The organism is Nitrospira sp. Kam-Ns4a, from assembly GCF_965152595.1.
Genome location: NZ_OZ224218.1, coordinates 2417321 through 2432886, shown reverse-complemented (window position 1 = coordinate 2432886; position 15566 = coordinate 2417321). Strand labels below are relative to the sequence as shown.

15 protein-coding genes and 1 tRNA gene are annotated in these 15566 nt (G+C 67.7%); 4 read left to right on the top strand and 12 right to left on the bottom strand.

The genetic code is table 11. From position 1 onward, the window contains the following. Positions 1-5: 5 nt before the first annotated feature. From ACWHYQ_RS12205 to ACWHYQ_RS12160, 10 genes are all read right to left on the bottom strand, one after another. Positions 6-1046: a M48 family metallopeptidase gene (locus ACWHYQ_RS12205; RefSeq protein ID WP_447972401.1), complete on the bottom strand. Its 1041-nt coding sequence runs from the start codon at positions 1044-1046 to the stop codon at positions 6-8. Then, entirely contained in the window at positions 1034-2005 is a 972-nt protein-coding gene (gene sppA / locus ACWHYQ_RS12200) for a signal peptide peptidase SppA (protein ID WP_447972400.1), read from the bottom strand. The genes ACWHYQ_RS12205 and sppA overlap by 13 nt, the downstream gene beginning before the upstream one ends. Continuing rightward, on the bottom strand, positions 1998-3182 hold the full coding sequence (carA, locus tag ACWHYQ_RS12195; RefSeq protein WP_447972399.1) for a glutamine-hydrolyzing carbamoyl-phosphate synthase small subunit: 1185 nt from the start codon (positions 3180-3182) through the stop codon (positions 1998-2000). The genes sppA and carA overlap by 8 nt, the downstream gene beginning before the upstream one ends. Further along, positions 3179-3691 carry a DUF4149 domain-containing protein gene (locus tag ACWHYQ_RS12190; RefSeq protein ID WP_447972398.1) on the bottom strand — a complete coding sequence of 171 codons (513 nt, stop codon included), beginning with the start codon at positions 3689-3691 and terminating at the stop codon, positions 3179-3181. Before ACWHYQ_RS12190 ends, carA begins: the two co-directional genes overlap by 4 nt. 103 nt (positions 3692-3794) lie before the next feature. After that, positions 3795-5081, bottom strand: coding sequence for a dihydroorotase (locus ACWHYQ_RS12185; RefSeq protein WP_447972397.1), 1287 nt, complete (start codon positions 5079-5081; stop codon positions 3795-3797). Between the two features lie 63 nt (positions 5082-5144). Further along, complete coding sequence (locus tag ACWHYQ_RS12180) at positions 5145-6068, bottom strand: aspartate carbamoyltransferase catalytic subunit (protein WP_447972396.1); 924 nt, start codon at positions 6066-6068, stop codon at positions 5145-5147. A gap of 13 nt (positions 6069-6081) precedes the next feature. Continuing rightward, positions 6082-6642, bottom strand: coding sequence for a bifunctional pyr operon transcriptional regulator/uracil phosphoribosyltransferase PyrR (gene pyrR / locus ACWHYQ_RS12175; protein ID WP_447972395.1), 561 nt, complete (start codon positions 6640-6642; stop codon positions 6082-6084). Between the two features lie 240 nt (positions 6643-6882). Continuing rightward, entirely contained in the window at positions 6883-8094 is a 1212-nt protein-coding gene (locus ACWHYQ_RS12170) for an HDOD domain-containing protein (protein ID WP_447972394.1), read from the bottom strand. Positions 8095-8188: 94 nt separating this feature from the next. Then, positions 8189-9976, bottom strand: a complete 1788-nt coding sequence (locus ACWHYQ_RS12165; RefSeq protein ID WP_447972393.1) for a hypothetical protein — start codon at positions 9974-9976, stop codon at positions 8189-8191. Between the two features lie 8 nt (positions 9977-9984). After that, complete coding sequence (locus ACWHYQ_RS12160) at positions 9985-11304, bottom strand: glutamate-5-semialdehyde dehydrogenase (RefSeq protein WP_447972392.1); 1320 nt, start codon at positions 11302-11304, stop codon at positions 9985-9987. Between the two features lie 560 nt (positions 11305-11864). Here ACWHYQ_RS12160 and ACWHYQ_RS12155 point away from each other — a divergent pair. The 4 genes from ACWHYQ_RS12155 (at position 11865) to ACWHYQ_RS12140 (ending at position 13081) form a co-directional block, all read left to right on the top strand. Beyond that, positions 11865-11940: transfer RNA gene (locus tag ACWHYQ_RS12155), tRNA-Phe, on the top strand. Positions 11941-12266: 326 nt separating this feature from the next. Next, positions 12267-12494, top strand: coding sequence for a PAS domain-containing protein (locus ACWHYQ_RS12150; RefSeq protein WP_447972391.1), 228 nt, complete (start codon positions 12267-12269; stop codon positions 12492-12494). Continuing rightward, positions 12476-12649 carry a hypothetical protein gene (locus tag ACWHYQ_RS12145; RefSeq protein ID WP_447975617.1) on the top strand — a complete coding sequence of 58 codons (174 nt, stop codon included), beginning with the start codon at positions 12476-12478 and terminating at the stop codon, positions 12647-12649. Before ACWHYQ_RS12150 ends, ACWHYQ_RS12145 begins: the two co-directional genes overlap by 19 nt. Before the next feature lie 165 nt (positions 12650-12814). Further along, on the top strand, positions 12815-13081 hold the full coding sequence (locus tag ACWHYQ_RS12140; RefSeq protein ID WP_447972390.1) for a hypothetical protein: 267 nt from the start codon (positions 12815-12817) through the stop codon (positions 13079-13081). Between the two features lie 229 nt (positions 13082-13310). Here the strand turns inward: ACWHYQ_RS12140 and bfr are convergent, their stop codons facing one another. Together bfr and ACWHYQ_RS12130 are read right to left on the bottom strand one after the other, a co-directional pair. After that, positions 13311-13787: a bacterioferritin gene (bfr, locus tag ACWHYQ_RS12135; protein WP_447972389.1), complete on the bottom strand. Its 477-nt coding sequence runs from the start codon at positions 13785-13787 to the stop codon at positions 13311-13313. Positions 13788-13859: 72 nt separating this feature from the next. After that, a complete protein-coding gene (locus ACWHYQ_RS12130) occupies positions 13860-15491 on the bottom strand; it encodes an MBL fold metallo-hydrolase (protein WP_447972388.1) in 1632 nt (543 codons plus the stop codon). Positions 15492-15566 lie beyond the last annotated feature (75 nt).

Genomic DNA, 15566 nt, shown 5'->3' with positions numbered 1-15566 from the left:
CTTCTTCACCCGGACCTGGGCAGGCCGTCGCGCGGGGGCGGCGGTGGTTGCAGGAAGGGCGGGACCTGCAGCTCCGGAGCCGGCTTGTTGCCGGGCTGGTAGAGGTGGAGGGCCTCCGGAATCCAGGCCTCGAGCTGGTTGATTCTGGTCACATCCGAGGGGTGCGTCGAGAGGAACTCTGGGATGGCCGCCTGGGAGCGGAAGCAGAGCTTCCCGATCAACTGCTTCGGACAGCCCGACATCCGCTCCCAAAAACGCACGGCCTCGCGGGGATCGTAGCCCGCCTGGGCCATCAGGCGCAGCCCGATGTAGTCGGCCTCCGATTCCTGCTTCCGGTTGAAGGGCAAAGACACGCCGACCCCGTAAGCCTGCATCGCGCCCATCGCCACGCTGGGATTGATCGCGCCGCTGGCCGAAGCCGCTAACGTGCCGAGTTGGGCGATCTGCTCGAGCAGGCCCCGGCTCATCCGTTCCGCGCCGTGCCGTTGGAGGGCGTGCGCAACCTCGTGCCCCATCACCGTCGCCAGCCCGTCCTCGTTCTGGGTGTACTTCAGGATGCCCGTGAACACAGCGACCTTGCCACCGGGCAGCGCGAAGGCGTTGACGATCTTGTCGTCCTGGATGACGGCGAACTCCCAGTGGTATTCCGGTTTGTGAGCGACCTTGGCGATCCCCATACCCACCCGGTGGACCATCTCATTGATCTCGGGGTTTTCATTGAGCCGGGCCTCCCGTAGGATGGTGCGGAACGCCTGGACGCCCATGGCGATCTCCTTCTCCTCCGAGATGAAGATGAGCTGCTCGCGGGCGGTCCCCGGGGCACGGACGCAGCCCGCGAGTGCCTCGATCAGGCCGAGCAACGCGCCGGTTCCCAACGCGGTCCAAAGCCCAACGATGCCCCGCGCGCCCACGGACAGGGCGGTCCGACGCCCAATAGGAATTGATGACCAGTTTGCTGGGTGCTCCGTCGCCATCGCTTTGGTGGTCTCCGTACCCCGCCGCCCCTCGTCCCGCGTCGCCTGGTCCCCGCCCGTTACGGCATCCACAAATACATGAACTGCGGGGTGCGGCCTCTAAGCATCGCCATCGGATCCAGGGCAGCCAGGGCGGCCAGGCCGCCTCCCCCGCCCATCAGCCGGGAGTAGATGTTCTGCCGATACTCGCCGGGCCGGTAGTAGGTGACCACCCGGGCTTCCGTGAGCCCCGCTTGCCGCTTGGCCGTCTCGATCGCTTCGTCCAGGTAGCCGACGCTGTCCACCAATCCGAGGGCTTTCGCTTGCTCGCCCGAGTAGATCCGGCCGTCCGCCAGTCTCCGGACCTCGTCCGCAGTCAGGTTGCGGCGCCCCTCCCGGACCACCGTCAGGAAACGCTGGTAGAAGTGGTCGATCACGCTTTGGAAGATCTGCCGCTCCTCCTCCGTCATCGGCCGGAACGGCGAACCCATGTCTTTCTTGGGACCGGACGTCACGGCCGTGGCTTCCATGCCGATCTTCTCCAGGAGCCCGCGCGCGTTGATCGTCAGCATGATCACCCCGATGCTCCCCGTGACGGAGGAGGGATGCGCCACGATCTTGTCTGCGGCGACCGCAACGTAGTAGCCGCCCGAAGCGCCCACGTCCATGATCGAGGCGATGACCGGAATCTTCCGTTTCTCTTTGAACTGCTTGACCTCATGGTGCAGGACGTCGGATGCGGTGACGGTGCCGCCGGGGCTGTTGATTCGCAGCACGAGTGCCTTGACGTGCTGGTCCTCGGCCGCGCGCGACAGTGCCTCCTTGACCTGGGCCACCAGGTTCGGGCGATTGAACAGCCCATCCCCGTCCTGCGCGCTGATCAACCCGTCCACATCGAGCAGCAGGACCTTGGCGGACCCGGAGCCGCTGAGGACCTCTTCGCGCAGGGGACCGGGCCCGGGCAGCAGGTTGATCGTGATGCACCCCGCCAGCAGCGGGGTGAGCGCGGCGCCGGCGAGGGCGACGCTTTTTCGGCACGCGGCGTTAGACATGGGCTTGCTCCATCATAGCGACGAATTGGCGGAAGAGATAGGCTGAGTCGTGAGGCCCCGGGGCCGCCTCGGGGTGGTACTGGACCGACAGGACCGGCTGATCCAGGCAGACGATCCCTTCGATCGACTCGTCGTTCAGGCTCACGTGGCTGACGGCGACGCGGCCGAACGCGGTGTCCACCGTCGGCAGCCCGTCGCGCGCCGGCAGGAGCGGCACCGGGACGCGGACCGCGAAATTGTGGTTCTGGGACGTGATCGCCACCCGGCGCGTCCGGAGATCCAGCACCGGGTGGTTCGCGGCATGGTGGCCAAACTTCAATTTGTACGTGGGCAGCTCCATGGCCAGGCCGAGGATCTGGTGCCCCAGACAGATGCCGAGGATCGGCCGCCAGCCGATCAACTGCCGGACCGCCTCGATGGCATAGGGCACACCTTCCGGGTCTCCGGGTCCGTTGGAGAGCAGAATACCGTCCGGCGCCATCGCCTTCACCGTCTCCGCCGGCGTGGAGGCCGGGACCACGGTCACGCGGCAGCCGACGTCCACCAGACGGCGCAGGATGTTCTGTTTCACGCCGAAATCGTACGCGACGACCGTGAAGCGGTGGCCGTTCTGCCCGGGGCCCGCCGCCCCGTCGCCGGGCTGGTCGGGCTGCCAGGCTCCTGAGCCCTCGGTCCACTCGTAGGCCCGCGTGCAGGTCACTGCGGCGACCAGGTCCCGGCCGACGATACCGGGCGCGGTCCGCGCCTTCTCGACCGCGCGCGTGGCATCCAGGTCCACGTGCGAGATCACGCCTTGCTGGGAGCCATGGTCCCGCAGGTGCCGGGTCAAGGCTCTCGTGTCAATCCCTTCGATGCCGACGAGCCGCGCCTCGCGCAGGTACTCGTCGAGCGACCGGTCGGCCCGCCAGTTGCTCGGCCGGCGGCTGGCTTCCTTCACAATGAAGCCCTCGGCCCACAGCCGCTGGGACTCCGCGTCTTCCTTCGCGACCCCATAGTTGCCGATATGCGGACACGTCATCGTGACGATCTGCCCCTTGTAGGAGGGATCGGTCAGGATTTCCTGGTACCCGGTCATGGCCGTGTTGAAGACGACCTCCCCGACGGTCTCGCCCTCGAAGCCGAGGGCGAGACCGTCGAAGACCGTGCCATCCGCCAGGGCCAGAATCGCTCGCTTCACGTGTCCCCCTCTCCGCTCAGCGGGGTCGGGCCGGCCACCCCGGCCCGCGCTTTGACGGCCAGCAGCGCCACGCCCAAACCGAGGTTCACCACGTAGAGCGCCCGGACCACGTGGTGGGTCCGGAAGAAGGCGTCGTAGGCGGCCTTCTTGGCCGCCTCTCCCTGGGCGGCAAAGGCCCGCTCCTGCAGGGCGACCGATTCCGGGCCCAGCACGAACGTGATCAGCGCCGCCACCAGCACCATCGCCAGCAACAGTCCGATCTCCGCGCGCGGGACCGCCGGCCGCCCGGTCCCGCCCCAGGCCCGGAGCCGCAGCCGGACCGCCAGGCCCGCCGCCAGCAGGATCGCGGCGACCCCGGCCAGCCGATTATACCCGTCGAAGACGCGGGTCAGGAGCCGGCCGCCGGGCTCCATCCCGAACGAATTGAAGACCGCTGGAATCACCGCGGCGACGATCACGATCAGCCCGCCCGTCCACACCGCCAGGGCCAGCAGCTCCACGGTTTGCACCAGGGCTGCCCAACGCTGCACGGGACGATGTGGTGAGCTGGCGATTTGGCGATCCGGGGACATCCGACTCCTCCCTTGCCCCCCCTCACCGCATCAGACTTCCTCACGCTTCGTACACGACCCGTCCGGCCGTCAGCGTGGTACGCACCCGCCCCTTGACCGTCCAGCCTGCGAAGGGGGTGTTGCGGCTCTTGGACCGGAACCGCTGCGGGTCCACGTCCCAGGTCTCCTGCGGGTCCACGATGACCACGTCGGCGTCCGCGCCGGGGGCGAGGCTGCCCTTGGCGAGCCCGAACACGCGCGCAGGCTCGCGCGTCAGCTTGGCCACCGCCGCCTCGAGCGAGAGGACGCCCTCCTCGACCAGCGCCAGAGTCAACGGCAGTGCGGTCTCGAGACCCACCACGCCGAAGGGCGCCTCGGCGAACTGTTGCTGCTTGTCCTGGGTGGCGTGCGGCGCGTGGTCCGTCGCGATGACGTCAATGGTGCCGTCCCGCAGTCCTTCCTTGATCGCTTGCACGTCGTGCCAGGTTCGCAGCGGCGGGTTCATCTTCGCGTGCGTGTTGAAGCCACGCACCGCCTCTTCCGTGAGCGTGAAGTGGTGGGGACAGGCCTCCGCCGTCACCCGCAGGCCGCGCGCCTTGGCCTCGCGGACGATCCGGACGGACCCGGCCGTGCTGATGTGGGCCAGGTGCAGCCGGGCGCCCGTTAGCTCGGCCAGCGCCAGGTTCCGGGCCACCATCACCTCCTCCGCCGCGGCAGGGATGCCCTGGAGGCCCATCTGCGTCGAGACGAGCCCTTCGTTCATGCAGCCGCCCTCCGAGAGGTACAGGTCCTCGCAGTGGTCCACCACCGGGAGATCGAAGGCGCGGGCGTACTCCATCGCCCGGCGCATCACCAGGCTGTTCATCACCGGTCGGCCGTCGTCGGAGATGGCCACGCAACCGGCCTCGCGCAACTCACCGATCTCGGCCAACTCCTTCCCCTCGGAGCCCTTGGTGATCGCCCCGATCGGGAACACGTGCGCCGACCCCGCCACCGCGGCTCGCTCGAGGATGAACTCGGTGACGGATTGGTTGTCGTTGACCGGGTTGGTGTTCGGCATACAGCAGACGGAGGTGAAGCCGCCCGCGACCGCCGCGGCCGTCCCGGTCTCGATGGTCTCCTTATACTCGAAGCCAGGCTCCCGCAGATGAACGTGCAGGTCCACGAAGCCGGGCAGCACGAGCTTGCCCGCGGCGTCGATGACGGTCAGGGTGTGGTTCTTTCGACCGCCGGCGCCAGCCAGGTTCGGCCCGACCGCCACGATCTTCCCATCCTCGATGAGCACGTCCGCCGGACCGTTGAGCCGTCCGGGGTCAATGACCCGGCCGCCCTTGATGAGAATCGCCATGGTTCCTCTTTGCGCCAGCAGTGAACAGCGAGTAGCTCAGCGCTGTCGGCTACTCGCGGTTCGCTATGAGCCTGCGCCCGCCAGCAGGTACAGCACCGCCATCCGGACCGCGACGCCGTTGGCCACCTGATCGAGGATCACCGAAGCGAAGCTGTCGGCCACTTCGGGCGCGATCTCTACGCCCCGGTTGATCGGGCCTGGATGCATGATCAGGACGCCGGGCGCCGCCAGCTTTACCCGCTCGGGGGTGAGGCCGTAGAGCCGGGAGTATTCCCGGATGCTCGGGAACAGGGCACGGCCCTGTCGCTCGAGCTGGAGACGCAACATCATGATCACATCCACCCCCCGCAGGGCCTCGTCCAGATGGTAGGAGACGCGAACGCCCAGCCGGTCCAGGAAGGTCGGGATCATCGTCGGCGGCCCGACGGCCCGCACCTCCGCCCCCAGCTTGGTCAGCGCGTAGATGTTGGAGCGGGCCACCCGGCTGTGGGCAAGGTCCCCCACGATGGCCACCGTCAGGCCGCGGAAGTCCCGCGTCTTCTCCCGCAGCGTAAAGAGATCCAGCAGCGCCTGCGTGGGGTGCTCGTGCCACCCGTCCCCCGCGTTGATCACGGAGGACTTGACCCCCCGCGCCAGGATCTCTGCTGCTCCCGCGGCCGGATGGCGGAGCACGATCAGGTCCGCCTGCATGGCCTCGATGTTGCGCGCGGTGTCGAGGAGGGTCTCGCCTTTGACGACGCTGCTGGCGGACGGCGAAAAGTTGATCACGTCGGCGCTGAGCCGCTTGGCCGCCAGCTCGAAGGACGTGCGCGTGCGGGTGCTGGGCTCGAAGAAGAGGTTGACGACCGTCTTTCCCCGGAGCGCCGGCACTTTCTTGATCTCGCGCCCGCTCACCTCCTTGAAGGATTCGGCCGTATCCAAAATCTCCATGATCTCGTCCGGGGCCAGCGCCGCGATCCCCACCAGGTCCTTGCGCTTGAGGCTCATGGGGTCCTCCGCATCATCCTTTGACGATGACCACCCGGTCCTCTTCGCCTTCTTCTTCAAGGAACACGTGAACTTGCTCGTCCCGCGCGGTCGGGATGTTCTTGCCGACGTAGTTGGCCTTGATGGGCAACTGCCGGTGCCCGCGGTCCACCAGCACGGCGAGCTGGATCTCGGCCGGCCGGCCGAGATCCATGAGGCCGTCCATCGCTGCCCGGATCGTCCGCCCCGTGAACAGGACATCGTCCACCAGCACGATGTGCAGGTCGGAGATATGAAAGGGGATCGTGGTCTTTCGCAGGACGGGCTGCTCCTTGCGCAGAGCGAGGTCGTCCCGATACAGCGTGATGTCCAGCTCCCCGATCGGCACCTGCGCTTTCTCGATCTCTTGGATCCGGCGCGCGAGCCGGTGCGCGAGGTGCACCCCGCCCGTCCGGATGCCGACCAGCGCGACGCGCTCGATGCCCTTATTCCGCTCGATGATCTCGTGGGCGATCCGCGTCAGGGCGCGCCCCATCTCGCTCGCGTCCATCACCAGCTTTTCGTGCTTCCTGTGGGGTTCTGGTTGCGTCGTCATCGCGCCTCTATACAGAGCAGGGACTCGCCAGGACCGGTCAAGGAGTCGCGGGGCATAAAAAAACCTTCTCCCCCATGGCCTGGGCGAGAAGGTGCAGGATGGTGCTGCGTGTCGGGGACGGCGCCTGACCGGCCGCTCCGCATCGGAACGCTCCTTGCTCACCTCACTGGATGAGCGTTAAAGGTGGGTGTATCTTACGGGAGGGATCGGGCGCTGTCAAGCTGGCAGAGGGCTTGCCCGTCACGCGGGGTTGCGGCTCCGGGCGATCCGGCCGCAGATGGCGCGCCAGACGGGGAGCCGGTCCCGCAGGCCGCAGGCTGTCAGGTAGTCCTCGTCCTCCGCAACGGGCGGCCCGTCCATGACGGCGATCGGGTCTTCCTCTTCGGCCACGTCCGCGACGTGGACCGCTGGCAAGGCACCGAAGGCCCGGTCGGGGCAGCGCGACGGGCCGTGGTGGAAGGCGACGGCTGCGACGACGGCGTCGCTCAGGCCCCAGATCCCCAGGCAATAGCCGCCGACGTCCCCGTGGGTGGCGCCGAAGACCGCGAGCTCGGCCTGCCATTCCGGAATCTGCCGCTCCTGGGCGAGCGCGAGCATCTCACGGTACCGGTCCGGCAGGTTGCTGGACAGGATGAGCGAGCCGACGTCGTGGATCAGGCCGGCCGTGAACGCGTCGTCCGCGACCGAGGGCGGGGCGCCCTCCTCCTGCGCGATCGCGCGGGCGGCCAGTCCGGTGACGAGCCCGTGCCGCCACAACAGGTCCGGGGAGAAGAACGCGTCGGGGCGGCCGCTGAACTGGGAGAAGACCTGGAGCGAGAGGACCAGGGCCTTGACCGTGTCCAAGCCGAGCAAGGCCACGGCCTGGGCCGGACTCGAGACGCGGCAGCGCAGGCCAAAATAGGCGGAGTTGACGACCTGCAGGATCCGGGTCGCCATGCCGATGTCCTGAGCGATGATCCGGCCCGCCCGCTCGACGGACGCCTCCGGGGACTGTAGCTCGTCCATCAGTCGCCGGTAGAGGGACGGCAGGCTGGGCAGCGCGGACATGCCGCTGACCAGGAGCCGGAGCGACTCGCTGGCGAGCAGATCGCCCACCGCACAGGCACGCTCGACCGCGGTCTTGATCGTCGCGGGGTCAGCCGCCTTCGGCAGGGATTGGTGCGCGGCCCCGAGCGACCGGATGACCCACTGCTGGTCCTCTGGGCCGGCCAGCACGAAGCGGACCACGTGGGGGTGTCTCGCCTGGACCGCCTTGAGCAAGGTGGCGCCGTCCATGCCCGGCATCCGCAGGTCGGCCAGGATGACGTGGAACGGCGTCCGGTCGAGACAGGCCAGCGCGTCCTGCCCGCTGGACACGAAGTGCATCTCCCACTCGCTCCGGAGCGGGTCCAGGAGCTGGCGCCATGCGGCCAGCGCCGCGGGCTCGTCGTCCACGAACAGCAGGCGTCGCATACCCTTGGGCGTTCCGTGAGCCTCGGCTCTCGGCGGTCTTGCGGGAAGTTCCAGCAGGTATATCGGAGAATCCAGGCGCCGCCTTGAATCGTCCTCAGCGGGATGTGACCGTGAACAGGGTCAACCCCGGCTTGAGCCGGGCCTGCGGCAGGATGTTCCGATGCATGCGGAAGGTCGGGAGCGCCTCGACCGGGTCGGCGCGCAGCAGCCGGAGGCGCTGCGCCTGGAGCCTCGCGCCGAGAAACTCAGGCCCGACCACGAAGGCCAGCCCGCCCGGCGCGAGGCTCCCCACCATCGAGCGGACGGCCTCGGCGAGGCGAGTCGAGTTCTCGTACTGGTCGAAGGGCAGCCACAGGTAGAGGAGGTCGGGGCGCTCGCCCGAGACCTGCGGCGCGCCGCCGTCGAGCGGCAGGAAGGAAAACCGCGAGGCCCAGTCGAGCCGGTTCGCTTGGGCGAGCCGGTTCCAGAGCGCCTGGGCCTGCTTCTGGGCAAACTCCGGACGTCGGTACAGGATCCGATGCGTCCGGGGGCGATCGAGGTGCAGGCAGGCGGCGAGTGCGGCCTCGAACCGGACGATCACGATGCGGTCGGCCTTGGCGGCCCTGGCCCCCAGCTCGGATGGTTGCTCCAGCGCGTCCTGGAGGAAATCGGCGACGAAGGGCTGGCTGGCGGCTTCCTCGATCTCGCGGTCGTCCTCCGGATACAGGAGCACGGCCCCGTAGGCCTGCTGGGCCGTGACCTGGGGCGGCGATCCGGCAAACAGCCCGCGCCACCCCTCCCCGCCTGCCCCTCTTTCCTCCGGAGTCAAGGGGGGCGGCGTGTCCGCAACCGCCCCCCAGGAGGGCCTGACCGGAATCTCGATCAGATGCGCGCCGTCCCGCAGGACGAGCTGGCCCCGGGCGACGGTTACGCTGCGTGCGCAGGGGGCGACCCCGTTCGGCGCCGGCTTCAAGAACGGCAGCCCGGCTGGATCGTCGGCGAGCGTCACCTTCTGCACGATGGGTCCCTGGATCGTCACGCAAAGGCGGCGCTCCGCGTCGAAATGCCGGCGCGGCGAATCGGCCGCCGGCAGCCAGGTCACTTCGTGCGACCGGGGCGGGTCCATGAAGATCGGAAAGGGGTCGCCGCCCCCCGGCGCGCGCGGGGTGAAAAAGGCGCCGAAGAGCTTGTAGGCCGCCTCGGAGGGATAGGTCGGGATGCCGCGGTAGCGGAGCGGGAGCGGAGCCGCCTCGTTCTGGTCGTCGTAGAGCCCGCGGATTAGTTCGAACGCGGCGGAGCCGGTCCCGGGCAGCAGCGACTGGAACAGCTCGACGACCGGGAGGAAGTCGATCCGTTCCCAATGCATCGCGCCCATGCAAGCCATGAACCGCGCACGCTCGAACGTGCCGTCGTCCAGGACGTAGAAGACGTCCTTGCGGTGGCGGATCGTGGCCTGCCCGCGCCCGTCCAGGACCAGGTCGTCGTCCCCGTAGAAGAAGCGGATCTCCTCGAGCGGCACCCGCAGGGCCTGGGCAGCCAGGCGGCGGAGGTCGTCGGCGGTCAGCCGCTGCCAGCCCGGCTTCCTGGACAGGTCGAGCGTGGTCGCGTTCACCAAGCCAGCCGGCTTCAGCCCCACCCACTGGCCCCAGTCCAGACGGATCCGCGCGCGGACCAACCGGACGCGTCCCGGCTCGGTCTCCGCCCATTCGCATTCGTGCAGGGGATTCCCGTCGGGATCGGTCGCCAGGACGCGCCGACCGTGGGGGCCGTAGAAGACGAGATGTCCGGTCGCAAGCCGCCGCACGCGGCCGCCGCGTGCCGCAAAGTCAGTCGCATCGGCGAGATTGGACGGACAGGCGAGGGAGCCGGGGCGGGAGAGAATCTCGTGGAAGGTCCTTTCCACGGGGCGCGCTATTCGCGGAGCTGGCCGGACCCTAGCACGATCCACTTGAAGCAGGTCAGCTCCTCCAGGCCCATGGGGCCGCGGGCGTGGATGCGCGTCGTGCTGATGCCGATCTCGGCACCCAACCCGAACTGGTAGCCGTCGTTCAGCCGGGTCGAGGCGTTGACGAGCACTGCGCTCGCGTCCACCTCGCGCAGGAAGCGCATCGCCCGCCAGTAGTCGTTCGTCACGATCGCCTCCGTGTGCCGCGAGCCGTACCGGGCGATGTGCTCCAGCGCCTCGTCCATGCTCTTGACGACTTTCACGGCGAGGATCAGGTCGAGGAACTCCTTGCCGTAGTCTTCGTCAGAGGCCGGCGTCGCCTCCGGGCTGAGCTGGCAGGTCTTGGGGCAGCCGCGCACCTCCACCGTTGCCTCCCGGAGCTTCGCGATGAGGTCCGGCAGCAAGGCTCGCGCGATCGTCTGGTGGACGAGCAGCGTCTCCATCGCGTTGCAGGTGGAGGGGCGCTGGACCTTCGCGTTCAGGCAGATCTTCTGGGCCATCGCGAGGTCGGCGTCGGCGTCCACATAGATGTGGCAGACGCCCGCGTCGTGCTTGATCACGGGAATGCGCGACTCCTCGGTCACTGTCTTCATGAGCGAGGGGCCGCCCCGCGGAATGATCAGGTCCACGTACTGGTCCTGCTTGAGCAGCTCGCGGACGACCTCGCGCTCGGTCCGCTCGACGAACGTGATTGCACCGGCCGGCAGGCCGGCCTTCTCAGCGGCCTCGGCCAGGATGGACGCGATGAGGGTGTTGGACCGGATCGCCTCGGAGCCGCCGCGGAGCACGCAGGCGTTCCCGGACTTGAGGCAGAGGGCAGCCGAGTCGGCGGTCACGTTGGGGCGGGACTCGTAGATGATCCCGATGACCCCGATCGGGACGCGCATGCGCCCGACCTGCATCCCGTTGGGCCTCCGCCAGAGGCGCGGCGCCTCCCCCAACGGGTCAGGCAGCTTAGCGACCTCGCGCAGCCCTCGGGCCATCTCTTTGATCCGCTCGGGCGTCAGCTTCAACCGGTCGGCGAAGGCTGTCCGCTCCGGCGCCTCCTCCAGCGCCTCGAGGTCCGTCTCGTTCGCAGCCAGGATATCCTCGGTCCGCTCGACGAGCCGATCTGCCATGGCGACGAGCGCCTGATCCTTGACGGCGGTCGAGACCGCGGCCAGCCTGGCAGCCGCGGCCTTCGCCTTCTTCACTAGCTCCAGGACGTAGTCGGCGAGCGGGAGGGCCGGCTGTTCGGGCTCGACCTCCGGCTTGCTGTCGGGGACGATTCCGGCGGGCTCATCCATTGGATCTTCGGGCTTCTCCGAACCGAGGCGCCTCACGTCACGGAGTCTGGCGGCAGGATACCCCGCTGCGGAGAAGGGCGTCAAGACCGCCATTCTGGCCGAGGAGGTCCCGCGGGCTGAGGCTCCCCAGACCCGGGAGACCATGGGTGCACCTGAGCCAGGCCAGGCAGCAAAGCAGCAGGCGACGCTGCTCGTTGCAGAGGATGAGGAGGGGAGCGTCGCGTCGGGGATCTCGCCAACCTGCCGCCGGAGCATGACCTTTCGCTCGCCAGCGGTCGGCCTCAGCTTACCGCCTCCGCATCGACCAGCCCATGTTCAGCCGTTCCTCGCCAGATTGCTCCAGCCTCATGCTCCGAAAGAGTCGCTCGATCTCCGGGGCGTATCTCTCATTCGCTTACCCCAGGGTAGAGCTCCGCCTCGCTGAGTCGCTCCGCCCAATAGGTGAGATACTCTCGGTCCAGGCCGTGCTGGGAGCTGAGCGCATTTCTGGCCTCCCTCAGACGAACGTCGTTCTGCCGACCTTGACACTCTTGGAACCGCCTTGTTAAGGTGACGCCCGTGCCGAGGTAGCTCAGTTGGCAGAGCACAGCCCTGAAAAGGCTGGTGTCGACAGTTCGATTCTGTCCCTCGGCACCATTTTTCGAAGACTTACGCGGTTCGTGGATTGTTCTAGGTAGGAAGGTGGCACCCCAAGTGTCGCCTGAGCACCTGGTTCCCACCCGAAGTTGGGCTTCTACGAAAGCCTCCAAGGGCGTCACTGCATCGCGCAGAGTCCGTCCCAATCGTGGAGATGGAATTCCCCAGTCCCGGGTAGCCGGTGCTGCAACCCGTGATGAATCAAGCACGTCAGCCGCTGTGGCAGAGGCGTGCCGCCACGGCAGGCGCTCAAGAGATCGTTCTGCGCACAGCACCTGGTCTCAAGGCACTGATGTCGCCTGCTGCCACAGTCCTTGTTGAGGAGGATGCTTGTGGACACGGATCCGACCTTCAGCCTCCGGGAGCTCATTGATGCCAGCCCCGCGATCATGTTGGTGATAGACACTGGCCGCTGGCAAGTGTGCTATCAGAATCGGAGCGGCCTGACGCAGCTGGGCCCGTTGGCGGCAAGACGTGCTTCGAACACATTGCCAACCAGCTCGCCGTCTGCGGGTTCTGCAAGGCCAACGAGGCGTTGCAGACGGGGACTGTGACGGCCGCTGAAGTGCCCCTGCCAAACAGCCGCTGGCTCCTGGTGCAGTGGGCGCCCGTCCGGTCAACGGACAACCAGGTCTTTGCCCCGGAAACCATCACCGAGATCACGGAGACGAAGCGACGGGAGCAGGAGTACCTGGTCCTCAAAAATTGATTCGAGCAGCTGGCGGCGCAGGATCTGCTCACCGGGCTGCTCAATCGGCGAGGGTGGCTGGCTCAGGCTCAGCGGATCGCTCACCGGGCGGCCCACGACGCGGAGGCGGTCGGGATCCTCAGCGCAATCCGCGACATTACGGAGCGAACGCGAGTTAAAGCCCATTTGCGGGAGACTCAGAAGCTGGAGGCGATCGGGCGGCTCCTCGGCGGCAGCGCGCATGAGTTCGACAATCTCTTGCAGGTCCTCAACGGCTATTGCCAACTCCTCATCGAGCGACTGCCTCCCAACGGTCCCTCGCGCCGCAAGGCCGAGGCGATCAAGGAGGGCGGGATCCGCGCGGCCGCCCCACAAGCCAGCTCTTGGTCTTCAGCCGTCGGCCGTGGACGATCTGCTCGGAAAGATTCAGATGCGGCTGGGAGCCAGCACTGACGCCCACCTGAGAGCCGGGACTGGCAGGGGCCTCGGAGGAAAGACCCCTGCCCTTCGGGCTGCGGCACAGGCCCGCCCGGGCCGGACCTTGAAGCTGCTTCGCACGACGCTACGCGCGTCCACGGCGCGCTGCCTTGACAAGCGTCAACTTGCTGTTTGATGTCCGTCAAGCGGACGCCCGCCGGCCACCGCCCGACAAGCAGTCATGGCCGCGCCCGTGCGGCTTGCGCTAGGCGCCCTTTTGGATCTGCTCGCTCAGGTAGTTGTCGAGGCCCACTTGCGCGATCGTCCTGAGCTGCGTCTCGAACCAATCGAGGTGCGTCTCCGTGTCCACCACCATGTCCTCCAACTTGTGCCGCGTCGTGTAATCGCCGACCTCCGCCGCGTGCGCGATGGCGTCCCGCAGGAGCGTCAGATCCTCCTGCTCCAGCTTGAGACCGGCGGTCAGCAGGTCGGGCACCGTCGCCCCGGCAACGATCGGGTTGAGTGTCTGCACATCCGGGGCGCCTTCGAGGTAGAGAAGATGATCGATCACCCCAGACACATGTCCCATCTCCTCGCGGCACAGCTCATGGAGTTCATGGCGCAACCGCTCGTAGCCCCAATGGCCACACAAGGAGGCATGCAGCAGGTAGTGGTGGAGCGCCGTCAATTCCAACGTGACGACCTTGTTGAGGAAGTCAATGATCCCCGTCTTCGCCTTCATGGAGTCTCCCTTCTCTGTTTGGTTAGTCCGTCTCGTCTCCGTGCAGCTCCCCGTCGCCCTTCGTGGAGGACCTCACGCCGGCACCGGACGCGGAGGCAGGCCGTGATCCGCAGCATAGAGCCGGTCAGGGGCTGGTCCGGCCCCCGACAGCACCACGGGGGCTCCGTCCCGGCCATCCCGGACGAGATCGCGTGCCCGGCTGTGGTGGCAGCGGCACCCCACGGACGCCAGGTGTTCCGCCAGCCGCTCCAGCGGCCACCAGTGGGCGGTCACCATCTCACGCAAGGCCCGGTTCCGATTGTTGAACACGAACACCGGATGGTCTGGCAACCAGTCCGCGCCGCCATTCGCGTACGCGACCAGCAGTTGCGCACGGGCCCTCGCCGCCAGCTCGGCAAGATACTCCGGGGTGACACAACAATTCTCCCCGACCTCGAGCCAGCGTCCCGGAGGGGAGAGACAGGCATAGGCGGCGAACGTCCGCAGTTCTAGTAGTTGCCCGGGTTGCGCACAGACCACCTGAATCGGGCCGAACCGGCGGACCAGGTCGTCGATCACCCCATCCTTCACCAGGCTCACGCCGCTGTTGGTGGGCCCGCTGTCCACATGGACCAGGACGTTGCGGCCGCGGTCCACGATGAGGTAGCAGTTCCGCGGCAGGCCGAGCTCGCAGGCACATTCTCCGTAGAACGGAACGGACACCACCGCCCCCCCGTCAAACCTCCACGACTCACCATGTGCCAGCTCGATGATGCGTGTGAACCCCAACCCCCCCAGCAGCGCCTGGTAGTCGTAGTACAGTCCACGCCGGTTCGTCCGGCTCGGCACGATCACCGGCGTCTCCTTGGGCAACGCGAGGAGCGTCCGCGGATCCACATGGTCGTCGTGCTCGTGGGTCAGAAAGATCGCAGCGGGCTTCGGGAGCAAGGAGGTCCAGAGGGACGGGACCGGTGCCTCCGCGAACCAGGGCACCAGCCAGGGATCGAAGAACAGAAACTGGTCGCCCTGGCGATACATCAGCGCCGCATGGCCCAGGTGGACCAGATCGCGATCCTGGGTGGCGCGCAGCCACTGCGCACGGACTGAGGCTTGTGCGGTCAGGTTCACGCAGTCGTGCGCCAGCAGGAGCTCCAGCAGCCGCAGGCAATACGTGCGGAGCGGCGCGCCCCAGGCAGTGCCCCAGCGATCCAGCTCCCGGCGCAGCGCCCCGGCGGTCCATGTCCCGTCAAGGCAGCCGATGAGACGCCCGACCTCTGCCGCGGGATGCCCTTCCAGATCCACGGGAAGTGTCTGGCGGGTCATCGCGTTAAAGATGCGCAGGGCGGAGTACGGCAGAGGCGCGGCCCGTCGGCTCGCATCCAGCGGATAGTCCCAGGTAAAGGTTCCGTCCGCGTTCCGCCCGCAGCGGATATGGGCGCGCAGGTGCGGGCGCGACTGCACCACCTCGGCATAGGCGTTCTCCAGGCGAACCCGGTGCGCCGGGTCCCCAACGGCCGCGCGACCGGCAAAGACGTCGCTGATCGCCACGTCAATGGCGCCGGATAACCGCTGATGGGCTTCCTGCAGGCACGCGACGACTTCCGGGGCCACCCCGGCCAGGAACGGAAAGGGCCCGGGCGCGGGATCACTCTCGAACTGCGTCCAGACCCACGGACGCAGCCCGACGTAGACTTGGCTCGGGACCTGCTCCCATCGTCGCCACATGCTGCGGCCTACTCTACCTAACCCGCCGTTCCAGAAAGCTGGCATTGGTCAATGCGGGTGTTGACGTTTGTCAAT

Coding starts and splice junctions, on each gene's coding strand:
- ACWHYQ_RS12185 (WP_447972397.1), bottom strand. CDS start 5,081: ATGGCGATTCTCATCAAGGGCGGCCGGGTCATTGACCCCGGACGGCTC.
- ACWHYQ_RS12170 (WP_447972394.1), bottom strand. CDS start 8,094: ATGCGACGCCTGCTGTTCGTGGACGACGAGCCCGCGGCGCTGGCCGCA.
- pyrR (WP_447972395.1), bottom strand. CDS start 6,642: ATGACGACGCAACCAGAACCCCACAGGAAGCACGAAAAGCTGGTGATG.
- ACWHYQ_RS12130 (WP_447972388.1), bottom strand. CDS start 15,491: ATGTGGCGACGATGGGAGCAGGTCCCGAGCCAAGTCTACGTCGGGCTG.
- ACWHYQ_RS12150 (WP_447972391.1), top strand. CDS start 12,267: ATGCTTGTGGACACGGATCCGACCTTCAGCCTCCGGGAGCTCATTGAT.
- ACWHYQ_RS12180 (WP_447972396.1), bottom strand. CDS start 6,068: ATGAGCCTCAAGCGCAAGGACCTGGTGGGGATCGCGGCGCTGGCCCCG.
- bfr (WP_447972389.1), bottom strand. CDS start 13,787: ATGAAGGCGAAGACGGGGATCATTGACTTCCTCAACAAGGTCGTCACG.
- sppA (WP_447972400.1), bottom strand. CDS start 2,005: ATGTCTAACGCCGCGTGCCGAAAAAGCGTCGCCCTCGCCGGCGCCGCG.
- ACWHYQ_RS12160 (WP_447972392.1), bottom strand. CDS start 11,304: ATGGATGAGCCCGCCGGAATCGTCCCCGACAGCAAGCCGGAGGTCGAG.